The sequence below is a fragment of the Streptomyces sp. NBC_00322 genome, assembly GCF_036147535.1.
Taxonomy (GTDB): Bacteria; Actinomycetota; Actinomycetes; order Streptomycetales; family Streptomycetaceae; genus Streptomyces.
On sequence record NZ_CP108019.1, the window covers coordinates 2,176,442 to 2,197,052 of the forward strand.

Genomic DNA, 20,611 nt, shown 5'->3' on the forward strand with positions numbered 1-20,611 from the left:
GGACTCTCCTTCTTCACTCGGGGGTGTCGGTGGCGCCGCGCAGCACCAGGGCCGCGTTCGAGCCCATGAGGCCGCGGCTGAGCACCAGGGCGGTCCGCAGCCCAGCCGGACGGGCCCGGCCGGTCACGACGCTGAGGTCGTGGCAGACGTCGAAGACGTTGGGCGTGGGCGGCACGACGCCGTGTTCCATGGCCAGTACCGCGGCGGCCACATCCAGCACCGGTCCTCCGCAATAGGCCCGCCCGATGCCCGTCTTGGGCGCCGTGACCGGTACGCGCCGGCCGTGTGCGCCCAGCGCGTCGGCGATCGCCAGCGCCTCGGCGCGGTCCGCCTCCGGTACGCCGAGCGCGTCCGCGAAGACCACGTCGATCTCCTCGGGCGCGCACCGGGCCTCCGCCAGCGCCCCGCGGATCGCCTGAGCCAGCCCCTCGCGGGACTGCTCCCACCGGGAAGGACCGGTGAAGGTCGCGCCGTGGCCGGCCACCACGGCACGCGGCTTGGCGCCGCGCCGCAGGGCCGCCGTCTCCTCCTCGACCACGAGCATCGCGCCGCCCTCGGCGGGCACGAATCCACACGCGTCCGAGGTGAAGGGCCGGTAGGCGCGCGCCGGGTCCTCACAGGTGCTCAGATCCTCGTACCCGAGCTGGCAGACGACCGAGTACGGCGCCAGGGGCGCTTCCGCGGAGCCGACGACGACCGCGTCGGCTCCGTTGCGTACGGCTCTCGCGGCGTGTGCGAACGCGTCGAGCCCGCCTGCTTCGTCGCTGGCCACGACGCCGCAGGGGCCCTTGAACCCGGCCCGGATGGAGATCTGGCCGGTGCTCGCCGCGTAGAACCAGGCGATGGACTGGTACGGGCCGACATAGCGGGGGCCCTGCCCCCACAGCCGCTGCAGTTCGCGCTGGCCGAACTCACCGCCGCCGGACCCGGCGGCGGTCACCACACCCACCGCGAACGGCGAGCCCTCGTAGTCGGCGCGGCCCAGCCGGGCGTCGTCGAGGGCGAGATCGGCCGCGGCCATCGCGAAGTGCGAGAACCGGTCCGTCTGGACGAGGTAGCGCTCCTCGATCAGCGAGGCGGGGTCGAAGTCCCGCACCTCGCCCGCGACCCGGAGCGGCAGGTGCTCGCACCCCTCCCGGGTGACCCGGTCGAGCACACTGAGGCCCTCCAGGGTCGACTTCCAGAAGACCTCGGTGCCGGCCCCGTTGGGGGCTATGGCGCCTATACCTGTGACGACCGTCCGCCGGGTCCGGCTGGGGCTCATCGCGCCCTCCCATTCGGTCTGGTCATGACGACCGCGGACTGGAAACCGCCGAACCCACTGCCGACGGAGAGCACACTGCGCAGCTTCCGGGGGCGTGCGGTACGCGGCACATAGTCCAGGTCGCACTCGGGGTCGGGGGTCTCGTAGTTCGCGGTCGGCGGGACCACTTGACGGGCCATGGCCAGGACGCAGGCCACGAGTTCGATCGCGCCGATGGCGCCCAGCGAGTGACCCACCATGGATTTGATGGAGCTCATGGGCGTCTTGAAGGCGTGTTCGCCCAGGGAGCGTTTGACCGCGGCCGTCTCGTGACGGTCGTTCTGCTTGGTGCCCGAGCCGTGCGCGTTGACGTAGTCGATCGCCGTGGCGTTCAGCCCGGCGTGGTCGAGCGCGGTGTTGATGGCCCGGGCCATTTCCAGGCCCTCGGGGGTCAGTCCCGTCATGTGGTAGGCGTTGCCGAAGGTGGCGTAGCCCCCGATCTCGCAGTAGACGGTCGCTCCGCGGGCCCGGGCGTGTTCCAGTTCCTCCAGGACGAGGACGGCGCCGCCCTCGCCCATCACGAACCCGTCCCGGTTGAGGTCGAACGGCCGCGATGCGTGGGCCGGGTCGTCGTTGTTCGGCGACGTCGCCTTGATCGCGTCGAAGCAGGCCACCGTGATCGGTGAGATGGGCGAGTCCGACGCGCCGGCTATGCAGACATCGACCCGGCCCTCCTGGATGGAGGCGAAGGCATAGCCGATCGCGTCGAGTCCCGAGGTGCAGCCCGTCGAGACGGTCTGCACCGGACCGTGGGCGCCGACCTGTTCGGCGACGGCGGAGGCGAGGGTGCTCGGCGAGAACGCGCGGTGCAGATGCGGTTCCGCCGGGCGGTGGTCCACGTCCCAGCGGGCGCCGGAGTCGCTGACCGCGACGTAGTCGTGCTCCAGGCGAGTGGTGCCGCCGACGGCCGTGCCCAGAGAGACACCGATCCGCCAGGGGTTCTCCTTCTCCGGGTCGAGCCCGGCGTCGGATATCGCCTCACGTGCGGCCACCAGCGCGAACTGGATGTACCGGTCCGAGCGCGCCACCTGGTCCGGGTCGAGACCGTGGGCCGCGGGGTCGAAGTCGACCTCGGCGGCGATGCGGGAGCGGAAGCCCTCCGGGTTGAAGAGCGTGATGCCCCGCGTCGCCGTACGGCCGTTCGCGAGCAGGTCCCAGAACTGCCGGGCGCCCACTCCTCCGGGGGCGACGATACCGACCCCGGTGACCGCCACCCGCCGGTTCACGAAACGGCCCCAGTCCGTTCCGGCGGCCTGCCCTGCTCGGCGCCTTCGCTGTTTTCGGTGGCCTCGGTGTCGACATGCCCGAGCTCGGGGCGCGGGGCCAGCGGGCCGAGGTGGAAGACCATGCGGGCCTCGACGTCCCCCACGTTGCGGAACCGGTGGCGCACGTTCAGGGGGATCATGAGCCCCTGATCGGGCCGCATCGAGTGCGTCTCGCCGTCAAGGTCCACCTCGAGGAGACCGCTCACCACGTACACGAATTCCTCGGAGTACGGGTGGTAGTGCTCGCCGATGCGCTCACCGGGCTGCACGATGGCAAGGCCCATGAAGCCACTGGTCGCGCCCACCGCGGTCGGGGTGAGCATGGCGCGCAGGTCACCGCCGCGCCGTCGGTTGGGCTGGGTCTCGCTGAGATCCACGATGCGTGGGCTGTGCTTGGTCATGTCTGGTTCCTCCAGGTGCGGTGCCCCCGACGGCTCGGCCTGCCAGGCCGCGACGCGCCGGACGTACGGGTCAGGACTCCGGCGGCGCGTTGCGGTCGGTGATCAGTTCCATGGCGGAGTGCTTGAGGAAGCGCGCCATCTCCTTGTCGGTCTCCGGGACGCCCTCCTCGCCGACGGCGAGCAGCCGGGCGAGCGTGGCGGCCTTGCGGGGACCGCTCATGCCGAGCGCGAGCGCGGGCTGCGTCTCGAGCTTTCCGGTCATGTCGACGAGCCGGACCACGATGTCGTCGCGCTGGAAGATCGTGCTGCTCGCGATGGGGCTGTCCGGGCTCTGGGCCGCCGCCTCGTCCTGCTTGGCGAGCAGCCGGGCCAGCGCCATGCCGCAGCCTTCCTTGGCCGGGTAGTACAGCGCGTGCCGCGTGAGCTCGGCCGAGTACTGCCCGTCCCCCGCCACATGGTGTACGGCGGGCAGTGCGGCCCGGGTGAAGAACACCCGCGCGGAGTTGGGGTCGTTGAGGTCCCGGTCCTGCTCCAGATACGGGTTGATGGCCTCCTCCACCTCACGGACCTCGGGCTGCTTGGCCACGTGGCGCAGTGCGGCGAGAAGGTCGCCCTGGACCTCGATGGCTCGTACGACCCGGTTGCCGTGCATGAAGAGGGAGGTGCGGCGCAGCCGGGTGTGTTCGTCGACCCGGGCCGACGGCGAGGTGTAGCCGGAAAGGATCTTCGCGACCTTCTTCTCGGTGCCCGGCTTCACCGTGAAGGTGAGGGCGTGCCGGACGACTCCGTCGCCGAGCCTGGGCGATGCCTGGAGGCGGCCCTTGAGCTCCTCGGCGGAGGTGACGGTCTTTCCGGTCTCGCGCAGAACGCTGAAGCGCAGCGAGCGGGTGTCGCGTACGCAGCTGTGCAGCGGCTGGACCGTCTCGACGTGCTCCTCGCTGTTCACCCAGGCGAGGAAGGGCGGCGCGCTCTCCCATTCGCTGGTGATGAGCCACTGGGAGGGGTTCTCGATGGACTGGCACAGCTGGTCGCTGATGTGGCCGGGGACCGACGCGACCTGGTTGCGCAGGTGCTCGTACGCCTCCAGGAACTGGTTCTGTGCGCCGTCGTGGAGGTCGAGCAGCAGAACGACTCGAAGCCTTGAGCCGTCGAAGGCGGACTGAGATATCCGTTCCGACAGGGTTGTCATCTCTCACACTCCTTAGCGTCACCGCGCGGGTCAACAGCCCTGCGGATACGGACGGTCCGCCTCCCGTGAGTCGGGGGCGCTCCCGAAAACGATCGTGGTCCGGTACTTCGACTGGCGCGAGAGCTGAGAACCAAGCGGGTGAATGAGCGAGGCAACCGCCGTCGCACAGGGCATGGAAAGTGCATCCCCCAAGGGCGGCAGGAGCTGGAGTTACTGATGGATGAAAACGTCGGCCAAAGCGCTGAGCGCGTGCAGGTCCTCATCGTGGGCGGGTCCCTGGTCGGCCTGTCCACCTCGGTGTTTCTGGGCCGCCACGGCGTCAGACCTCTGCTGGTCGAGAAGCATTCGGGCACCTCGACGCATCCGCGCGGACGCGGCATGAACGTACGCACCATGGAGCTGTTCCGGGTTGCCGGAGTGGAGGCACAGATCCGGCAGGCCGCGTCGGTCCTCGCGGACAATCACGGGATCCTGCAGGCCGGATCGCTGACCGGCGACGACCAGGAATGGCTGTTCAAGGAGATCGACCCGGGTGGCAAGCTCGCCCAGTTCAGCCCGTCCACCTGGTGTCTTTGCAGCCAGAACGACATCGAGCCGCAGCTCATGGCGCGCTCGCGCGAGCAAGGCGCTGATCTGCGGTTCTCCACCGAGCTGCTCTCCTTCGAACAGAACGAGTCGGGTGTCACGGCGATCGTGAAGAACCGGGAGACCGGCGAGCACTCCACCATTCGGGCGGACTATCTGGTGGCGGCGGACGGGCCGCGCAGCCCGGTCAGGGAGCAGCTGCGGATCGGGCAGAGCGGCAACGGCGATCTGTTCCACAACGTGAGCATCACCTTCCGCTCCCGCCGGCTCATCGACGTACTGGGCGACAAACGCTTCATCGTCTGCTACCTGACCAAGCCGGGAGCGGACGGCGCCCTGCTGCCGGTGGACAACGCGCAGCAGTGGGTCTTCCACGCGCCCTGGCATCCCGAGCAGGGCGAGACCCTTGAGGACTTCACCGACGAGCGCTGCGTCGAGCACATCCGGCGGGCCGTCGGCGCGCCCGGGCTGGATGTCGAGATCACCGGCAAGGCACCGTGGCACGCGGCGGAACGCGTGGCCGATCGGTACGGCTCCGGGCGGGTCTTCCTTGCCGGGGACTCGGCGCACGAGATGTCCCCGACCGGCGCTTTCGGCTCCAACACCGGAATCCAGGACGCCCACAACCTGGCGTGGAAGCTGGCGATGGTGCTGGACGGCTCGGCGGGTCCCGGACTGCTCGACACCTACGGCGCGGAGCGGCAGCCGGTGGCCCGGGCGACGAGCGAGCGGGCCTCGGCGCGCTCGGCGGAACACAGCCACCCCGGCTATGCCCCGGCACCCACGCAGGGCGTGGGCCCCAAGGGCGGGATCCTCTCGGTGGCCATGGGGTACGGCTATCCGCGCGGCGCGGTCCTCGGCACCGATCCCGAGCGTCCCGTCGTACCGGAGCGGATGCGGCTGGCGGGCGAACCGGGCACCCGGTCTCCGCACATGTGGGTGAGCGGTGCCGGTGGCCGGCAGTCCACGCTGGACCTCTACGAGCGGTCGTTCGTGCTGCTGAGTGCCGAGGGCAGCGAGTGGCGCGCGGCGGCGCGGAAGGTCGCCCAGCGGCTGTCCGTGCGGCTGGACGCGTACGCGATCGGCGAGGGCCCGGACGCCGATCTGGTTCCGGAGGGTGACACCGACTGGGCCGCGCTGCACAGCGTGACGGAGCAGGGCGCGGTGCTGGTGCGCCCCGACGGCTTCGTGGCCTGGCGGTCGCCGGGAGCGGTGACCGATCCGGAAGGGGTGCTGCACGAGGTCATGGCGACGGTGCTGAGCCGGTCCTGACGCCGCTGAGCTCGCCCTGAGCGCGTCCTGAGCACGTCCTGATCATCCCACCGAGTCCCTTTCGTCGCCCGTGCGACCAAAGGGACTCGGTCGTTCCGGTTACGGAATCTGTCGCGAACACGTCGCGCATACGGCCTCCGCGCTCTACGGTGCGCAGATAGCTCACCGTAGGCGGGAGGTGTAGAAATAGGACATGGCCGGACGCTACGGCCGCCCGCGCTCGGTTCTGAGAATGCGAACTGTCGCAGGTCAGGTCTTTCTCCTGCAGCTGGCGATCGTGGTGTTGCTGGTCGCGGCCGCCATGGTGGCGCTGGTGCTGCAGTCCAGGTCCGACACGGAGCGCGAGGCCAAGAACCGGTCCGTCGCCGTCGCCGAGACCTTCGCCCATTCGCCGGGTATCGAAGCAGCGCTCAAGGCTGCCAACCCGACCCTCGTGCTGCAGCCGCGCGCCGAAGAGGCCCGGATACGCTCCGGGGTCGACTTCATCGTCGTACTCAACACCGACGGGATCCGCTACACGCACCCGCTGCCCGACCGGATCGGCAAGAAGTTCGTCGGCAATCTGCAGCCCGCGCTCGCCGGTAAGGTCACTACCGAGAAGATCATCGGGACCATCGGGCCGCTCGTTCAGGCCGTCGTCCCGGTCATCGGCAGCAACGGCGAGGTTGTCGGGCTGGTCTCCGCCGGAATCACCATCGAGCATGTCAGCGGAGTCGTCCAGGACCAGTTCCCGCTGCTGTTCGGCGCCACCGGGGCGGTGCTGCTCGTCACCACGGGCGGTACCGCGCTGGTGAGCAGGCGGCTGCGCCGCCAGACGCACGGTCTCGGGCCGCTGGAGATGACCCGTATGTACGAGCACCACGACGCGGTGCTGCATGCCGTGCGGGAAGGCGTGCTCATCGTCGGCGGCGACGGCCGGCTGCTGCTCGCCAATGACGAAGCACGCCGGCTGCTCGCCCTTCCGGACCATGTGGAGGGCGTCCCGGTCACCGAACTCGGGCTCGATCCGCTCACCGCCCGGCTGCTGGCCTCGGGGCGGACCGCCACCGACGAACTGCATCTCGTCGGCGACCGGCTGCTCGCCGTGAACCAGCGGTCGACCGACCGGGCCGGCGGGCCGCCCGGAAGTGTCGCGACCCTGCGGGACACCACCGAGCTGCAGGCCCTGAGCGGAAAGGCCGATGTGGCGCGGGGGCGGCTCAAGTTGCTGTACGACGCGGGCACCGAGATCGGCACCACGCTGGATGTGGTGCGCACCTGCGAGGAGCTGACGGAGTTCGCGGCGGCCCGGTTCGCGGACTACGCCACCGTCGACCTGGTGGAGGCCGTACTGCGCGGCGAGGAGCCGACGGGCACCGGCATGGGCACGGACATGCGCCGCACCGCCTTCAGCGGTCTGAGCGAGGACACCGCGCTCTACCCGCTGGGCAAACTGATCCGCTTCGTGCCATCCACCCCGCTCGGCTTCGGCATCCGCATGGGGGAGGCGGTCCTGGAAGCGGATCTGTCCGCGTACACCGGGTGGCAGGACCAGGACCCGGACCGGGCGCGCAAGCTCGTCGAGTACGGCATCCACTCGATGATCGCGGTACCACTGCGGGCCCGCGGGGTGATCCTGGGCGTGGCGATGTTCTGGCGCTCCGAGAAGCCCGAGCCGTTCGAGGAGGAGGACCTCTCCCTCGCCGAGGAGCTGGTCGCGCGGGCCGCGGTGAGCGTCGACAACGCCCGCCGCTACACCCGCGAGCACACCATGGCGGTGACCCTGCAGCGCAGCCTGCTGCCGCGCGTGCTGCCCGAGCAGAACGCCCTCGACGTCGCCTACCGCTACCGGCCCGCGCAGGCCGGACTCGGCGGGCTCGGCGGAGTCGGCGGCGACTGGTTCGACATCATCCCGCTGCCCGGCGCACGGGTCGCGCTCGTGGTGGGCGACGTCGTCGGCCATGGTCTGCACGCCGCGGCCACCATGGGCCGGCTGCGCACGGCGGTCCACAACTTCTCGACGCTGGACCTGCCGCCCGACGAACTGCTGTGGCATCTCGACGAGCTCGTCGCCCGCATCGACCAGGACGAGGCGGGCGACGGCTCGGCGGGCTCGAACGGCTCGGACGCCTCAGTCACCGGAGCCACCTGCGTCTACGCGATCTACGACCCCGTCTCCGGGATCTGCGCGATGGCGCGCGCCGGCCATCTCCAGCCGGCGATCGTCCACTCCGACGGCACCGCGGTCTTCGCCGATGTGCCCGGCGGCCCGCCGCTCGGGCTCGGCGGTCTGCCCTTCGAGACGCTGGAGCTTCGGCTGCCCGAGGACAGCCGGCTCGTGCTGTACACGGACGGCCTGGTCGAGGACCGTGACCGGGACATCGACGAGGGCCTGACGCTGCTGCGCCACACACTGGCGGACAACGCGGACCGCACGCCGGAGGAGACCTGCGAGGCGGTGCTCAAGGCGCTGTTGCCGGAGCGCCCGCGCGACGACATCGCGCTGCTGGTGGGCCGTACGCGCGTACTGGACTCCAGCAGGGTGGCCGACTGGGACGTGCCGCCCGATCCCGCGGCCGTGCGGCGGGTACGGGCCGCGGTGACGCGCAAGCTGGCCGAGTGGGAGCTGGAGGAGGAGGCGTTCACGACGGAGCTGATCCTCAGCGAGCTGGTCACCAACGCGATCCGGTACGCCACGGGCCCGATCCGGGTACGCCTGATCCGTGACCGCACCCTGATCTGCGAGGTCTCCGACCACAGCAGTACGTCCCCGCATCTGCGGCAGGCGGCAATCACGGACGAGGGGGGCCGGGGCCTGTTCCTGGTCGCGCAGTTCGCGGACCGCTGGGGCACGCGGTACACGCCCGACGGCAAGGTCATCTGGACGGAACAGCCGCTGAGCTCCGGCGGGGAGTGATGCCGGGCGGGCCGGGCGGGCCGTGTGACGCGCCCGGCCCGGGCGTCAGGCGGAGCCGGTTCCCCGGTTGCGCCTGAACCACCAGAGGGCGAGGCCCGCGGCGACCACCACGGCGGCGACGACGATCGCGACGGTGGTTCCGTTGCCGCCGCTGTCCTTCTCGGCCGCCTTCTCGGTCGGCTTCTCGGTCGTGGAGGTGCTCGGCTCCGTCGTGGGCTCGGAGGCGGACGGGGTCGGGGTCGGTGCGGCCGTGCTCGCCGTCGCACCCGGTGCCGCCGGCTTCAGGGCGAGGAGCGGGGCCGGGTTCTCCGGCTCCGCGCCGCCGCTCGGAAGCTCGATCCAGCGGTCCACCGAACCGTCGCCGTACGTCTCGATGGTCTTGAAGACGAGCGACTTGGCGTCCGGCAGCTGGGTGACGGTGATGCTGTACACCGCGTCCGTGCCGGTGGCCAGCGCCTTTCCGCCGACGGTGTAGCCGCCTTCCGACGGCGTCAGCTTCCAGCCCGCAGGCGCCTTCGCGAGATTCACCGCTTCGGGCGCGATGCCCTTGGGCAGCACGATCTGGAGCTTGGCGATGCCCGACGTGTCCGACTCCGCCTCGGACGTGAACGTCAGGGTGACGTTCTTCGCCAGGGCGCGCGGGTCGGATGCGCTCACCTCGACATGGGCCGCAGCCGGTCCGGCCATAGCGAGCACCGCGGCGAAGGCCGCCGCGGCGGCCGCGGGCAGGGTGAAGGTCCTTCTGGTCATGGGGGTCAACTCCTGTGAAACAGCACGAACGGTCATGGGCGGAACGACAACTGCCCATGACCGGGCGGCCCCCGGCGGACGACGGCATACGCGAGGACGGCACACGCGGGCACGCCCGGGGGCGGCCGTGGTCCGGCCGCGGCGGGCGCTCCGTCCGGGCCGGGGCACGGATACGCAACCCAACCGCCCATCCAGCGCGCGACGGTGGCGCGGACCGTGGCGGCGAGCTGACCCAACGCACGGGGGATCGCGGCCAGTTCGTCGTCCGTCTGCTGCAGCAGTACGGCGACGGCGAGGGCGGCCAGCGTATGCGCGACGAGCATCACGGCGCCGCTCGGCATCGGGTGGGTTCCGTGCGGGGCGCCGTGGTGCTCGGGCCCGGTCCGCGCCAGCAGCTCGTGGAGAACCAGCTGGGCGGCGCAGGTCGCGGCTACCACCACGCCGAGCGAACGGCGCCGCCGGGCCCAGGGCAGCGCCCCGAGGAAGGCGAGGCCCGCCGCGGCCAACAACAGCGGCCAGGCGACGGGTTCCCCTGCGGCGGCATGGTGGCCCGCCCCGGCGAGACCCGCGCTCGCGACGGCGAACACACCGGCCCGGGCGCTCCGCACGCCCCACCGGGTGCGCGGCGCGCGGCGAGACGGGGGGTGGAGGGTCTGCGGCATGCCGGAGCCATCATTCACGAGGCGGGGACTGTTCCCCACCCCGCCCCTTCCCGAACTGGGGGCAAGCCCCCAGACCCCCGACGGGGCTTCGCCCCGGACCCCGTACGCGACCTTCGGCCGCATGTCCTCAAACGCCGGACGGGCTGACTTTCAGGCCCGCCGCAGGCGCGCCCTCAGACCGAGTCCCCGCCCAAAGACCTCCCGCACCGCAGGTTCCACCGCCCCGCCCGCCCGCTCAGTTCCGTCAGCGTCAGCGGCGCGACGTCCAGCCGCCAGAACGCCTCCGCCGGCAGCGAAAGCGCATGCACGACCGCCGCCCGTGCCACCGCCGGTTCGACGACCGCCAGCACCCTCCCGGCGTCGTCCGGCAGCGACTGCAGCCAGCCGCCCACCCGTTCGCACAGCGCCAGCAGCGACTCGCCGCCGTGCGGCGCGGCCGCCGGGTCGGACAGCCAGGCCGACACCGCCTCCGGTTCGCTCACGCCGACCTCGTCCAGCCGCCGCCCCCGCCAGCGCCCCATGTCCCAGTCGCCGATTTCCCCCAGGACCTCGGCGGGATGTGCCGCCGCCCGCAACTCCTGGGCCGTCTCGCGGCAGCGCCGGGAGGGCCCGCTCAGGAACCGGTCCACCCTCGCCACCACACCCGCCGCGGCCCGCGCGCGCCGCGCTCCGGCCTCGTCCAGCGGACCGTCGTCGTCGAAGCGGGCCTCCCGCAGCGCCGCACTCGTCGCAGGTGAGACCAACATCACCCGTACCGTCATCCCGTACGCCCTTCTCCCGCCGCGGCCCATGGCCCAAGCACATCACGGGTGTTGGGGCGCCCCGGTACACCCCCGTGCGCCGTAGCGTCGCAGGCCGACAAGCGGTACGGTCGCGTGGACATGACGACGGTGTGACGGAAGTCCGGTGAGAATCCGGCACGGTCGCGCCACTGTGAACCCGTTCCCCTGTGGGAAGCGCGGGAAGTCAGACCCAGCACCTTCGTCTGAGGCACCACGATCGGGACGCGTGTTCCCCCAGGAGGTTCTGCCATGGCACATTCTGCCGCGCCCGCCACCGCCGCACCGGCCATCACCCCCATCTCGCTGACGGCGATCGCTCCGTGGGCGCTGTTCTTCGGCGTCCTGATGCTCGTCCTGCTCTACTTCGTCGGCGCCGAGCAGGGTGCCACCTCGCTCATCTCCGGTGAGAACGTGCACGAGTGGGTCCACGACGGACGCCATCTGCTCGGCTTCCCCTGCCACTGATTCCCCTGCCACTGAAATCCCGGGGGAACCCTCATGAACTCCATCTCTGTCAGAGCCCTGCTCGTACGCGGCATGCTCGCGGGCCTGATCGCGGGCGTCTTCGCGCTGGCCGTCGCCTATCTGCTCGGCGAGGGTCCGGTCGATGCCGCCATCGCGTTCGAGGAGAGCCACAGCCATGAGCACGGCGGCGAGGAACTCGTCAGCCGCACCATGCAGTCCACGGCCGGTCTCGCCACGGGTGTGCTGGTCTTCGGTGTCGCGATCGGCGGCATCGCCGCCCTCGCGTACTGTTTCGCGCTCGGCCGCATCGGCCGGTTCGGCCCGCGTGCCACGGCCGCGCTGGTCTCGCTCGGCGCGCTGCTGAGCGTGTATGTCGTGCCCTATCTGAAGTACCCGCCGAATCCGCCGGCCGTCGGCGACCCCGACACCATCGGCAAGCGGACGACCCTGTACTTCCTGATGATCCTGCTCAGCGTCCTGCTCGCGATCGCCGCGGTGATCCTCGGCAAGCGCCTGGCCCCCAGGCTGGGCAACTGGAACGCGACCGTCGCCGCCGCGGCCGCGTTCGTCGTCGCCGCCGGGATCGCGTTCGCCTTCCTGCCCTCGTTCAACGAGGTACCGAAGGGCTTCCCGGCCACGGTGGTCTGGGAGTTCCGACTGGCGACGCTCGCGATCCAGGTCACGGTCTGGACCGTCTTCGGGCTGGTCTTCGGCCACTTCGCCGAGCGGCTTCTTGCTCCTGCGCCGGCCGCGGCGGAGGGGAAGAGCACGGCGTCGCGGGCGCCGGCGGCAGCGAACTGATCCGCCGGGGCTCCGCCCCGGACCTCGCTCCTTCAAAGGCCGGACGGGCTGAGTCTTCAGCCCGTCCGGCCTTTGACGACACCGCCCCCTGCGGCCGCAGCCCCCTACGCCGCCGCGGGCAGCGACACCTCGAAGCGGCAGCCGCCCGTCACATTGCGTACGTCGGCGTGGCCCGCGTGCGCCTCGACGATGCCGCGGACGATGGCGAGGCCGAGACCCGCGCCCGCCGGGGGCGTACGGGCCTGGGTGCCGCGCCAGCCGGTGTCGAAGACCCGTGGCAGGTCCTCCTCCGGGATGCCGCCGCAGCCGTCGGTGACGGAGAGGACCACCCAGTCCTGGCGGCGTTCGGCGGCGACGGCGACCGTGCCGTCGGCGGGTGTCCGGCGGATGGCGTTGACCAGGAGGTTGGCCAGGACGCGGGTCATCTCCTTGCCGTCCACCTCGACCGGGACCTGCTCGACCATGTCCCCGACGAGGCGTACGCCGTGCTCGCGGGCCAGCGGGTCGGCACCGGCCAGTGCCTCCCCCACCAGGTCGTACACCGACATCCGGGTGGGTGTCAGGGCCAGCGTGCCCGCATGGATGCGCGAGAGCTCGAACAGGTCGCCGACCATGGAGTTGAGGCGGTCGACCTCCGTGCGCATCTGGCGGTGGTAGCGGGCCGGGTCGGCGACCATCCCGTCCTCCAGGGCCTCGGACATGGCGCGCAGTCCGGCGAGCGGGGTGCGCAGATCGTGCGAGATCCAGGCGACGAGTTCGCGGCGGGAGGTCTCCAGGGCGCGTTCGCGCTCGCGGGACGCCGCGAGCCGATCGCTGGTGGCGGCCAGTTCGCGGCTGAGCGCGGACAGTTCGGCGGTGGAGGCGCCGTCGGGGGCGGAGAAGGAGCCGCCGTCGCCGAACGAGCGTGCCGCCAGGGCGAGTTCGCGGCTGCGCGCGACGACCCAGCGGCCGAGCAGCAGTGCGGTCGCGAGCGAGACGACCGCCGCCATGGCGACGACCGTGGTGACGACGGTGAAGTCGTGCGCGGACAGGAACATCGCCTGGGCGACGGCGAGCGTCCCGGCGAGCATGGCGGTGACCGCGACGGCGGCGACGACGGTGAGCGAGACGGCGACGGACCGGTGGCGCAGCAGACGCAGGACCAGCGCCCCGGCCAGACCGCTGGCGGCGGCCCCGAGGAAGGCGAACAGGGCGATGAGAATCATGTCGCTCATGGTGGTCAGGCCCCTTCTCGCGGCAGCGCGCCGCGGTCCTGCGGCATGACTTCGCGCGAACCGCCTTCCCCCGGCACGTCTTCCCGCGGCACGTCGAAGCGGTAGCCCACGCCCCACACCGTCTGGATCAGCCGGGGCTTTGCCGGATCGTCCTCGATCTTGCCGCGCAGCCGCCGTACATGGACGGTGACGGTGGACAGGTCGCCGAACTCCCAGCCCCACACGTCCTGCATCAGCCGCTCCCGGCCGATCGCCTCACCGGGGTGCCGCATCAGATGCAGGAGCAAGTCGAACTCCCGCAGGGTCAGGCCCAGTTCACGCCCTTCCTTGGTGGCTCGCCGGGCCGCCGGGTCCAGCACGATGCCCGCGGCGGCCAGCTCGGGGCCGGTCCGCCGTTCGCCCGCGGCGCCTCTGCGCCGTAGTACGGACTCGACCCTCAGCACCAGCTCGCGCGGGCTGAACGGCTTGGTCACATAGTCGTCGGCCCCGATTTCGAGGCCGAGGATCCGGTCGTCCTCGTCGCCGCGGGCGGTCAGCATGATCACCGGTACGGTGGCGGAGGCACCTGCCCTGAGCCTGCGGCACACCTCCAGGCCGTCCATCCCCGGCAGCATCAGATCGAGGACGACCAGATCGGGCATCCGGTCGGCCGCGATCCGCAGCGCCTGCCGCCCGTCGGCGGCCCGGTCCACGGTGAAGCCCGCGCGCTGCAGATAGCCGGTGACGACTTCGGCGACGGTCGGATCGTCGTCGACGACGAGAATGTTGTGCATATCGCAAGTGTGCTCTGTGCGGCCGGCGATCCAGACCCCGGTCCCTCTTACGAATCTGTGACGCCCCGAGAAGAGTTCCATGTGCCCGACGACGTCCGATTCGTTCAAGACCGCAGGCCAGGGCCTGCCTACGGTGAGGTCATGACTCCACGACTCGATGCGATCGGCCTCGTCGTCTCCGACATGGCCGCCTCTCTCGCCTTCTACCGCCGGCTCGGCCTGGACATCCCCGCCGACGCCGACTGCGCACCTCACGTCGAGGCGACACTGCCCGGCGGACTGCGCGTGCTGTGGGACACCGAGGAGGTCATCCGCTCCTTCGACCCCGGCTGGACCCGGCCCACGGCCAGCGAACGCCTCGGGCTCGCCTTCCACTGCGACAGTCCCGCCGAGGTGGACTCGGTCTACGCCGAGCTGACCGCGGCCGGCTACCGGGGGCACCTCAAGCCCTGGGACGCCGAATGGGGCCAGCGTTACGCACTCGTCCTCGACCCCGACGGCTGCGCCGTGTCGCTGTTCAGCTGACAGCCCGTCGGGGCTGGCGCGGCGAGCGCGACGCTGCGCGGTTCCGCCGACGAGCGGCCGCGCGGTCGCGACGGTTTACTTGCGGAAGGTGCTGATCGGGGCCGCGGGCCCGAGCCGAAGGCCGAAGAGCCCGCTTCTCCGCTCTTCCAAGCCTTCCGAGGAATGTGCCCATGGATGTCACGGTCAATGGATCCGCCCGTCAGGTCGGGGGTGAACCGGACGCCACCGCGGTCCAGCTCCTGCGCGAGACGCTGGGTCTGACGGGGACGAAGCTGGTCTGCGGTGCGGGCGTGTGCGGGGCGTGCACCGTGCTTGTCGACGGTGTCCCCACGGTGGCGTGCCTGACCCCGGCGTCGGCCCTGGAGGGCGCATCCGTCACCACGGTGGAAGGTCTGCAGGGCAAGCACCCTGTGCAGCGGGCGTTCGCCGCCCATGACGCCCTGCAGTGCGGCTACTGCACGCCCGGGTTCGTCATGGAGGCAACGAGCTTCGTGGACCAATGGCGGGCCGAGCACGGCGACACCGCCCCGTCGCGGGCCGAGATCGCCTCCGCGCTGGCGGGACACCTGTGTCGCTGTGGCGCGTACGAGGGGATCTACGCCGCCGTCGCCGCGGCGTGTACAGGCGCCCACGACACCGATGACGCTCCGCCGCCCCGCGTGGAGGCGATGGCGAAGATCAACGGCACAGCGCTGTACACGACGGATGTCCACATGGACGGCCTCCTCGAGGGGGTCATCGTCCGCTCCCGGCACGCGCACGCCCGGGTCACGTCGGTGACGGGCGGCGACCGGGTGGTCGACCTCCTGCCCGCCGACCGTACTGTCCGGTACGTCGGCCAGCCGATCGCCGCCGTCGCCGCCGAGAGCCTCCCCGCGGCCCAGGCCGCCGCCGAGCGGATCCAGGTGGCCTACGAGGTACTGCCGGCTGTCGTGGACCTGCACCGCGCCGAGCGCCCGGACAGTCCCGTGGTCTATCCCACCAAGCAGGAGCGGAAGCAGGCTCCCAAGTCGTCCGAGGCGCTTTCGATTCCCGCCAGGTGGAACGGGAACGTACGGGGCCCGGTGCCGATGAACTGGCGCGGCGGTCTCGCGGTGAAGAGGATCGAGCAAGCCCGCGAGCAGGGCGAGGACCGGCTGGTCGAGGCCACGTTCACCGCCGAACCACAGGTGCACACCCCATGGGAGCCGCACGCGTGCCTGGCTTCGTGGGACAGGCGCGGCGAGCTTCATCTCTGGGTCTCCACCCAGGCCGTCGGCGTAGTCGCCGAGCGGGCCGCCGAGCGATTCGGTCTGAAGCCCGAGCAGGTACATCTCTCCGCGGAGCACGTCGGAGGCGGCTTCGGTTCGAAGCTCACCCTGACCAGCGAGATCGTCGCGGCGGCGGAACTGGCCCGGCGGCATGCCGCCCCCGTGCGGGTCGTCCTGAGCCGGGCCGAGGAACTCACGGACGGCGGTTACCGGCCCGGCGCCCGGGCCGACATCGCCATGCTCACCGACGGCGACGGGAAGCTGGCCGCGCTGACCCTCGATGTGCACGGAGACGGTGGCACCTCCGTCGGCTCGGGAGTAGCCGCGCTGGCCCGGTTCATGTACGGGCACGCCCCACGGCGGCTCCGGGACTACGACATCGTCACCCACCGGCCTCCCGCCACCCCGTTCCGCGGGCCGGGCGGACCGCCGCTGGCCTGGGTCCTGGAGCAGACCGTCGACGAAATGGCCCACCGCATCGGGGAGGATCCCCTCGCGCTGCGCCACCGCTGGGACGGCAACTCCAAGCGGCGGGCCCTGTACGACCTGGCAGCGGCTCTTCCGATGTGGACCGGGCGGCCCGCCGCCGGTTCCCAGACCGGTCGCTTCCGGCGCGGAGTGGGCGTCGCCGCCGCCAACTGGATGTACTTCCTCGACCGGGGCACGCAGATCGAGCTCACCGTCGAGGACGGCATCGTGGTCGCGCGGACGACCACCCAGGACATGGGCCAGGGCTCCCGGTCCGTCATCGCCGACGTGATCGTCGCCGAACTGGGCCTGTCGCCGGGGCGGGTCCGCGTGGACATCGGCCGGACCGGGACCGTCCACGGGCCCGCATCGGGCGGCAGCCGCACCACAGCCTCCATCGCCCCGGCCGCCCGTGACGCGGCTGTTCGCCTGCGTTCCGCGCTGGCCGACAAGGCCGGGTCGCGCGGCACGGGCGGATCACTGGAGCAGCGTCTCGCCGACGCCGAGGGCCTTCGGGTGGTCGGCAGTCGTCCACGGGACCGCCGCGGCTATGTCACGCCCGTGGAACTCGACCACCTGGTCGTCGGCCGGGGATTCACCGGCGCTGTCCATGTCACCGAGGTCGAGGTCGACACCCGCCTCGGCCGGACACGGGTCACGCGCGTGTGGGGCGGGATCGCCGCCGGCCGCATCTACTCGCCGACTCTGGCCCGCAGTCAGTGCCAGGGCGGCGTCATCCAAGGCATCGGGTACGCCCTGTACGAGGAGCGCATCACCGACCCGCTGACCGGTGTCGTGCTGAGCGACAACCTCGAGGACTACCGCATCCCCGGCATCGGCGACATCCCCGAGATCGACATCCACTTCCACGAGGCGGGTTTCGAGCACGCCGACGGCGGCGGGGTCGGTCTGGGAGAGGTCTCGACGATGCCGGTAGCGGCAGCCATCGGCAACGCCGTCCACGCTGCCACCGGGTGGCGCCCCACCCACCTGCCGATCCGCCCGGACCGCCTCCTGGAAGGACTGCGCCCGTGAACCAGCCCCTCACCCTCGACCAGGCCGCGGCCGTCGTTGTCGACAACGGCGGAGAACTGCGCGCCGGTGGCACCGACACCGTCGCCCGCCGGCGTGGCGGAGTCACGCGCGGCGCGTCTGTCCAGATTCCCCTGCTTCCCGCCCTGCGGGGCATCACGCGCGAGGCCGAAGGGACCACGCGGATAGGCGCGTTGACCGGTGTGGCCGAACTCGCCGAGGACTCCGGGCTGCAGGCGGACTACCCGGCCCTGACAATGACCGCGGGCGCCCTGGCCACACCACAGATCCGTAACTCAGGCACCCTGGGCGGCAATCTGCTCCAGCACAACCGCTGCTGGTACTACCGCAATCCGCACTTCAGTTGCTACCGCGACGGCGGCGACGGCTGTCCGGCGCGCACCGGGGTCCACCTGCACGCCGCAGTGATCGACCAAGGCCCCTGCATCGCACCGCACCCCTCGTCGATCGCGATCGCCCTGCTCAGCTATGACGCCCAGGTCGACGTTCACGAACTGGGAACCCTCCCCGTGGCGGACCTGTACGGTGACGGTTCCGACCCCACCCGAGACCATCTGCTCCCCCCGCAGCAGATCCTCACCGCCGTCACGCTGCCGGCTCCCCTCCCCGGCGAACGTGCCGCGTACAACCGGGCCATCAGCCGCGCCAAGGCGGAATGGCCACTCGTCGAAGCGGTGGCACGCGTGAGAGTCTCCGACGGCATCGTCACCACAGTCGCCGTCGCCGCGGGCGGCATCGCCCACACCCCGCTGCGGCTGCCGGAGGTCGAGGATGCCCTGCTCGGGCGCGAGCCGACCCCCGAGAACCTGTTCACCGCCGCGACCGCGGCCACAACACGTTGCTCACCCCTGCCGCAGACCCGCTACAAGGTGCAGCTGCTTCGCGACACCGTGCTCGACGTGCTCGAAACGGCGATCCGGGCCGAGACGACCTGACCACCCGCTCGAACCGCCAGGACATCAGGGCCGGTTGACGCACGCTCCGGCGGCGGCCCCGACGATCCGCTCAGGCGATCTCTTCGGCCGCCAGCGCCTCGTAAGTGCCCAGGGTGATCCCGGCCAGATCCCGCATCTCCCGGGCGAGATGCGCCTGGTCGGCACAGCCCGCCCGCAGGGCCGCCTCGGCATAGGGCACGCCCTTGCGTACGAGTGCCAGCGCCCGCTGCAGCCGCAGCACCCGGGCCAGTGTCTTGGGCCCGTACCCGAAGGCGTTCAGGGAACGGCGGTGCAGCTGCCGCGCGCCCAGGCCGACCGCGTCCGCCGCGCCGGCGACGGTGCCGCCCGCGTCCAGGTGGCGTACCACCTCGCTCAGCAACGGGTCCGGCGGCACGGCGGCCGCCGCCCGCCCCTGCGCCACGGCCTCCAGCTCCGCGGCCGGGTCCGGGGCCCCGCCGATGCGCTCGGCGAGGCGACGGGCCTCGGCCCCGCCCCACAGATCAGCGAGCTCGACCCGCAGGTCCCGCAGCTCGTGCGCCGGTACACCGAGAAACGCGGGCGCGGTCCCTGGCGCGAACCGCACGCCGGCGTACCGAATGCCCCGCACCTCGGGGACGTACCCATGGGTGTCGGGTCCGGCCACGAGGAGTCGGCCGCCGGCCCACAGCAGGTCCATGCAGCCGTCGGGGAGTACGGGACAGACGGCACCCGTCGACGGCGTCCGGCTCCAGACGACGGCGCCGTCGAGCTTGGACGGCCATTCCTCGTACACACCGTCGAGGCTACGGCCCGGCCTCCCGCCCGGCCCCGCTAGTCCTTGTTCTCCTTGTCGCGGCCGTCCCGGTCCTTGTCGCGGCTGTCCCGCCCGTTGTCCCGTCCCGTGTGCAGCCGGGACCTCACGTCGTCGGGCGGCAGGAAGCGCGACCACCGTTCGGGGAACTCCGAGGGCATGTCCCCGCCGCCTCCCTCGTCCCCGTCCTCGTCCTCGTCCTCCTGGCCGTCGTCATCGAGGACATGCGCCGCCTTCGCCCGTGCCACGAGCTCTACCGCGTTGGCAGCGCGCAGCCGCTCGTTGGCCGCGCGGGCCGCCGCCGTGGCCACCGACGGCCAGACGCGGTCGATCGCGGCGTTGACCGCCGCGCCCACCAGGACCGCGAAGGCGGTGAGGCCGATCCAGAGCAGGACGGCGATGGGGGCGGCGAGCGAGCCGTAGATCGTGGGGCCCTCGACCGTGCTGGTGAGGTAGATACGCAGCAGGAAGCTGCCGAGCACCCACATCCCGAGCGCCACCAGCGCGCCCGGGACGTCCTCGATCCACGGGGAGCGGACGGGGACGGACACATGGTAGAGCGTGGTCAGGAAGGCGACCGAGAGCAGGGTGACCAACGGCCAGTACAGGACGCTGACGACTTCCGTGCCCCACGGGACGATCTCCACCACCCGGTCGGGGCCGACGACCGCCAGGGGGAGCACCACCGCGCCGATCAGCAGGGCGACGATGTAGAGCAGGAACGCGAGCATCCGGGTGGCGACGATGCCGCGCTGGCCGTCGAGGCCGTACATCACGGTGATCGTGTCGATGAAGACGTTGACCGCCCGCGATCCCGACCACAGGGCGATGGCGAAGCCGATGGAGATGATGTCCGGCCGGCCGCCGTGGGTGACGTCCTCCAGCAGGGGCTTGGCGATCTCGTTGACGCCACGCTGGGACAGCACCGTGCCCACGGCGTCCAGGATGTTCTCCTCGATCGAGGCGACGGTCGTGGTGTTGGTCCAGTCGTCGACGTAGCCGAGCAGACCGATCATGCCGAGCAGCAGCGGCGGCAGCGACAGCAGCGTGAAGAACGCCGCCTCAGCGGCGAGCCCGAGGATGCGGTACTCGATGCATGAATTGACCGTGTCTTTCAGCAGCAGCCATGCCATCTTCCGCTTCGAGACGTTGCGGTAGAGGACCCGGGCCCGGTGGAGTCGGCCCGATGGCCGCTCGGGTGTTTCGTTTGCTGCCTGCACCTCCTTACCGTA

Annotated in this window: 17 protein-coding genes and 1 pseudogene; 7 read left to right on the plus strand and 11 right to left on the minus strand. The window is 71.5% G+C overall.

What is annotated here, in order from left to right; all coding sequences use genetic code 11:
* Window positions 1-13: 13 nt before the first annotated feature.
* The 4 genes from OG905_RS09850 to OG905_RS09865 all read right to left on the minus strand — a co-directional run bounded on the left by OG905_RS09850 (window position 14) and on the right by OG905_RS09865 (window position 4,158).
* Window positions 14-1,264, minus strand: coding sequence for a ketosynthase chain-length factor (locus OG905_RS09850; protein WP_328667350.1), 1,251 nt, complete (start codon window positions 1,262-1,264; stop codon window positions 14-16).
* Complete coding sequence (locus OG905_RS09855) at window positions 1,261-2,529, minus strand: beta-ketoacyl-[acyl-carrier-protein] synthase family protein (RefSeq protein WP_328667351.1); 1,269 nt, start codon at window positions 2,527-2,529, stop codon at window positions 1,261-1,263. The genes OG905_RS09850 and OG905_RS09855 overlap by 4 nt, the downstream gene beginning before the upstream one ends.
* On the minus strand, window positions 2,526-2,969 hold the full coding sequence (locus OG905_RS09860) for a cupin domain-containing protein (protein ID WP_328667352.1): 444 nt from the start codon (window positions 2,967-2,969) through the stop codon (window positions 2,526-2,528). The genes OG905_RS09855 and OG905_RS09860 overlap by 4 nt, the downstream gene beginning before the upstream one ends.
* Window positions 2,970-3,039: 70 nt before the next feature.
* Window positions 3,040-4,158, minus strand: a complete 1,119-nt coding sequence (locus OG905_RS09865; RefSeq protein ID WP_328667353.1) for a SchA/CurD-like domain-containing protein — start codon at window positions 4,156-4,158, stop codon at window positions 3,040-3,042.
* A 216-nt stretch (window positions 4,159-4,374) separates the two neighbouring features.
* Here OG905_RS09865 and OG905_RS09870 point away from each other — a divergent pair, with 216 nt between their 5' ends.
* Window positions 4,375-6,015, plus strand: coding sequence for an FAD-dependent oxidoreductase (locus tag OG905_RS09870; protein WP_328667354.1), 1,641 nt, complete (start codon window positions 4,375-4,377; stop codon window positions 6,013-6,015).
* 193 nt (window positions 6,016-6,208) lie between these two features.
* The gene (locus OG905_RS09875; protein WP_328667355.1) at window positions 6,209-8,911 is read left to right on the plus strand and encodes a SpoIIE family protein phosphatase; all 2,703 of its coding nucleotides are present in this window, start codon (window positions 6,209-6,211) and stop codon (window positions 8,909-8,911) included.
* Window positions 8,912-8,956: 45 nt separating this feature from the next.
* Here the strand turns inward: OG905_RS09875 and OG905_RS09880 are convergent, their stop codons facing one another.
* The 3 genes from OG905_RS09880 to OG905_RS09890 all read right to left on the minus strand — a co-directional run bounded on the left by OG905_RS09880 (window position 8,957) and on the right by OG905_RS09890 (window position 11,084).
* Window positions 8,957-9,661 carry a DUF1775 domain-containing protein gene (locus OG905_RS09880; protein ID WP_328667356.1) on the minus strand — a complete coding sequence of 235 codons (705 nt, stop codon included), beginning with the start codon at window positions 9,659-9,661 and terminating at the stop codon, window positions 8,957-8,959.
* A gap of 32 nt (window positions 9,662-9,693) precedes the next feature.
* Window positions 9,694-10,269, minus strand: coding sequence for a hypothetical protein (locus OG905_RS09885; protein WP_328667357.1), 576 nt, complete (start codon window positions 10,267-10,269; stop codon window positions 9,694-9,696).
* Window positions 10,270-10,496: 227 nt separating this feature from the next.
* Complete coding sequence (locus tag OG905_RS09890) at window positions 10,497-11,084, minus strand: histidine phosphatase family protein (protein ID WP_328667358.1); 588 nt, start codon at window positions 11,082-11,084, stop codon at window positions 10,497-10,499.
* A gap of 270 nt (window positions 11,085-11,354) precedes the next feature.
* Here OG905_RS09890 and OG905_RS09895 point away from each other — a divergent pair, with 270 nt between their 5' ends.
* Together OG905_RS09895 and OG905_RS09900 are read left to right on the plus strand one after the other, a co-directional pair.
* Window positions 11,355-11,570, plus strand: coding sequence for a CbtB domain-containing protein (locus OG905_RS09895; protein WP_266482417.1), 216 nt, complete (start codon window positions 11,355-11,357; stop codon window positions 11,568-11,570).
* A gap of 33 nt (window positions 11,571-11,603) precedes the next feature.
* Window positions 11,604-12,371: a CbtA family protein gene (locus tag OG905_RS09900; RefSeq protein ID WP_328667359.1), complete on the plus strand. Its 768-nt coding sequence runs from the start codon at window positions 11,604-11,606 to the stop codon at window positions 12,369-12,371.
* A 104-nt stretch (window positions 12,372-12,475) separates the two neighbouring features.
* On the opposite strand, the gene OG905_RS09905 is transcribed toward OG905_RS09900, so the two are convergent.
* Complete coding sequence (locus OG905_RS09905; protein WP_328667360.1) at window positions 12,476-13,585, minus strand: sensor histidine kinase; 1,110 nt, start codon at window positions 13,583-13,585, stop codon at window positions 12,476-12,478.
* A gap of 5 nt (window positions 13,586-13,590) precedes the next feature.
* Complete coding sequence (locus OG905_RS09910) at window positions 13,591-14,358, minus strand: response regulator transcription factor (protein WP_328667361.1); 768 nt, start codon at window positions 14,356-14,358, stop codon at window positions 13,591-13,593.
* A gap of 79 nt (window positions 14,359-14,437) precedes the next feature.
* Here OG905_RS09910 and OG905_RS09915 point away from each other — a divergent pair.
* The 3 genes and pseudogenes from OG905_RS09915 to OG905_RS09925 all read left to right on the plus strand — a co-directional run bounded on the left by OG905_RS09915 (window position 14,438) and on the right by OG905_RS09925 (window position 18,589).
* Window positions 14,438-14,883: pseudogene (locus OG905_RS09915) on the plus strand (VOC family protein).
* Between the two features lie 170 nt (window positions 14,884-15,053).
* Complete coding sequence (locus OG905_RS09920) at window positions 15,054-17,636, plus strand: molybdopterin-dependent oxidoreductase (RefSeq protein WP_328667362.1); 2,583 nt, start codon at window positions 15,054-15,056, stop codon at window positions 17,634-17,636.
* Window positions 17,633-18,589, plus strand: a complete 957-nt coding sequence (locus OG905_RS09925) for an FAD binding domain-containing protein (RefSeq protein ID WP_328667363.1) — start codon at window positions 17,633-17,635, stop codon at window positions 18,587-18,589. Before OG905_RS09920 ends, OG905_RS09925 begins: the two co-directional genes overlap by 4 nt.
* Before the next feature lie 70 nt (window positions 18,590-18,659).
* Here the strand turns inward: OG905_RS09925 and OG905_RS09930 are convergent, their stop codons facing one another.
* Window positions 18,660-19,361 carry a helix-turn-helix domain-containing protein gene (locus tag OG905_RS09930; protein WP_328667364.1) on the minus strand — a complete coding sequence of 234 codons (702 nt, stop codon included), beginning with the start codon at window positions 19,359-19,361 and terminating at the stop codon, window positions 18,660-18,662.
* Window positions 19,362-19,399: 38 nt separating this feature from the next.
* Entirely contained in the window at window positions 19,400-20,599 is a 1,200-nt protein-coding gene (locus OG905_RS09935; RefSeq protein WP_328667365.1) for a YihY/virulence factor BrkB family protein, read from the minus strand.
* Between the last annotated feature and the right edge of the window lie 12 nt (window positions 20,600-20,611).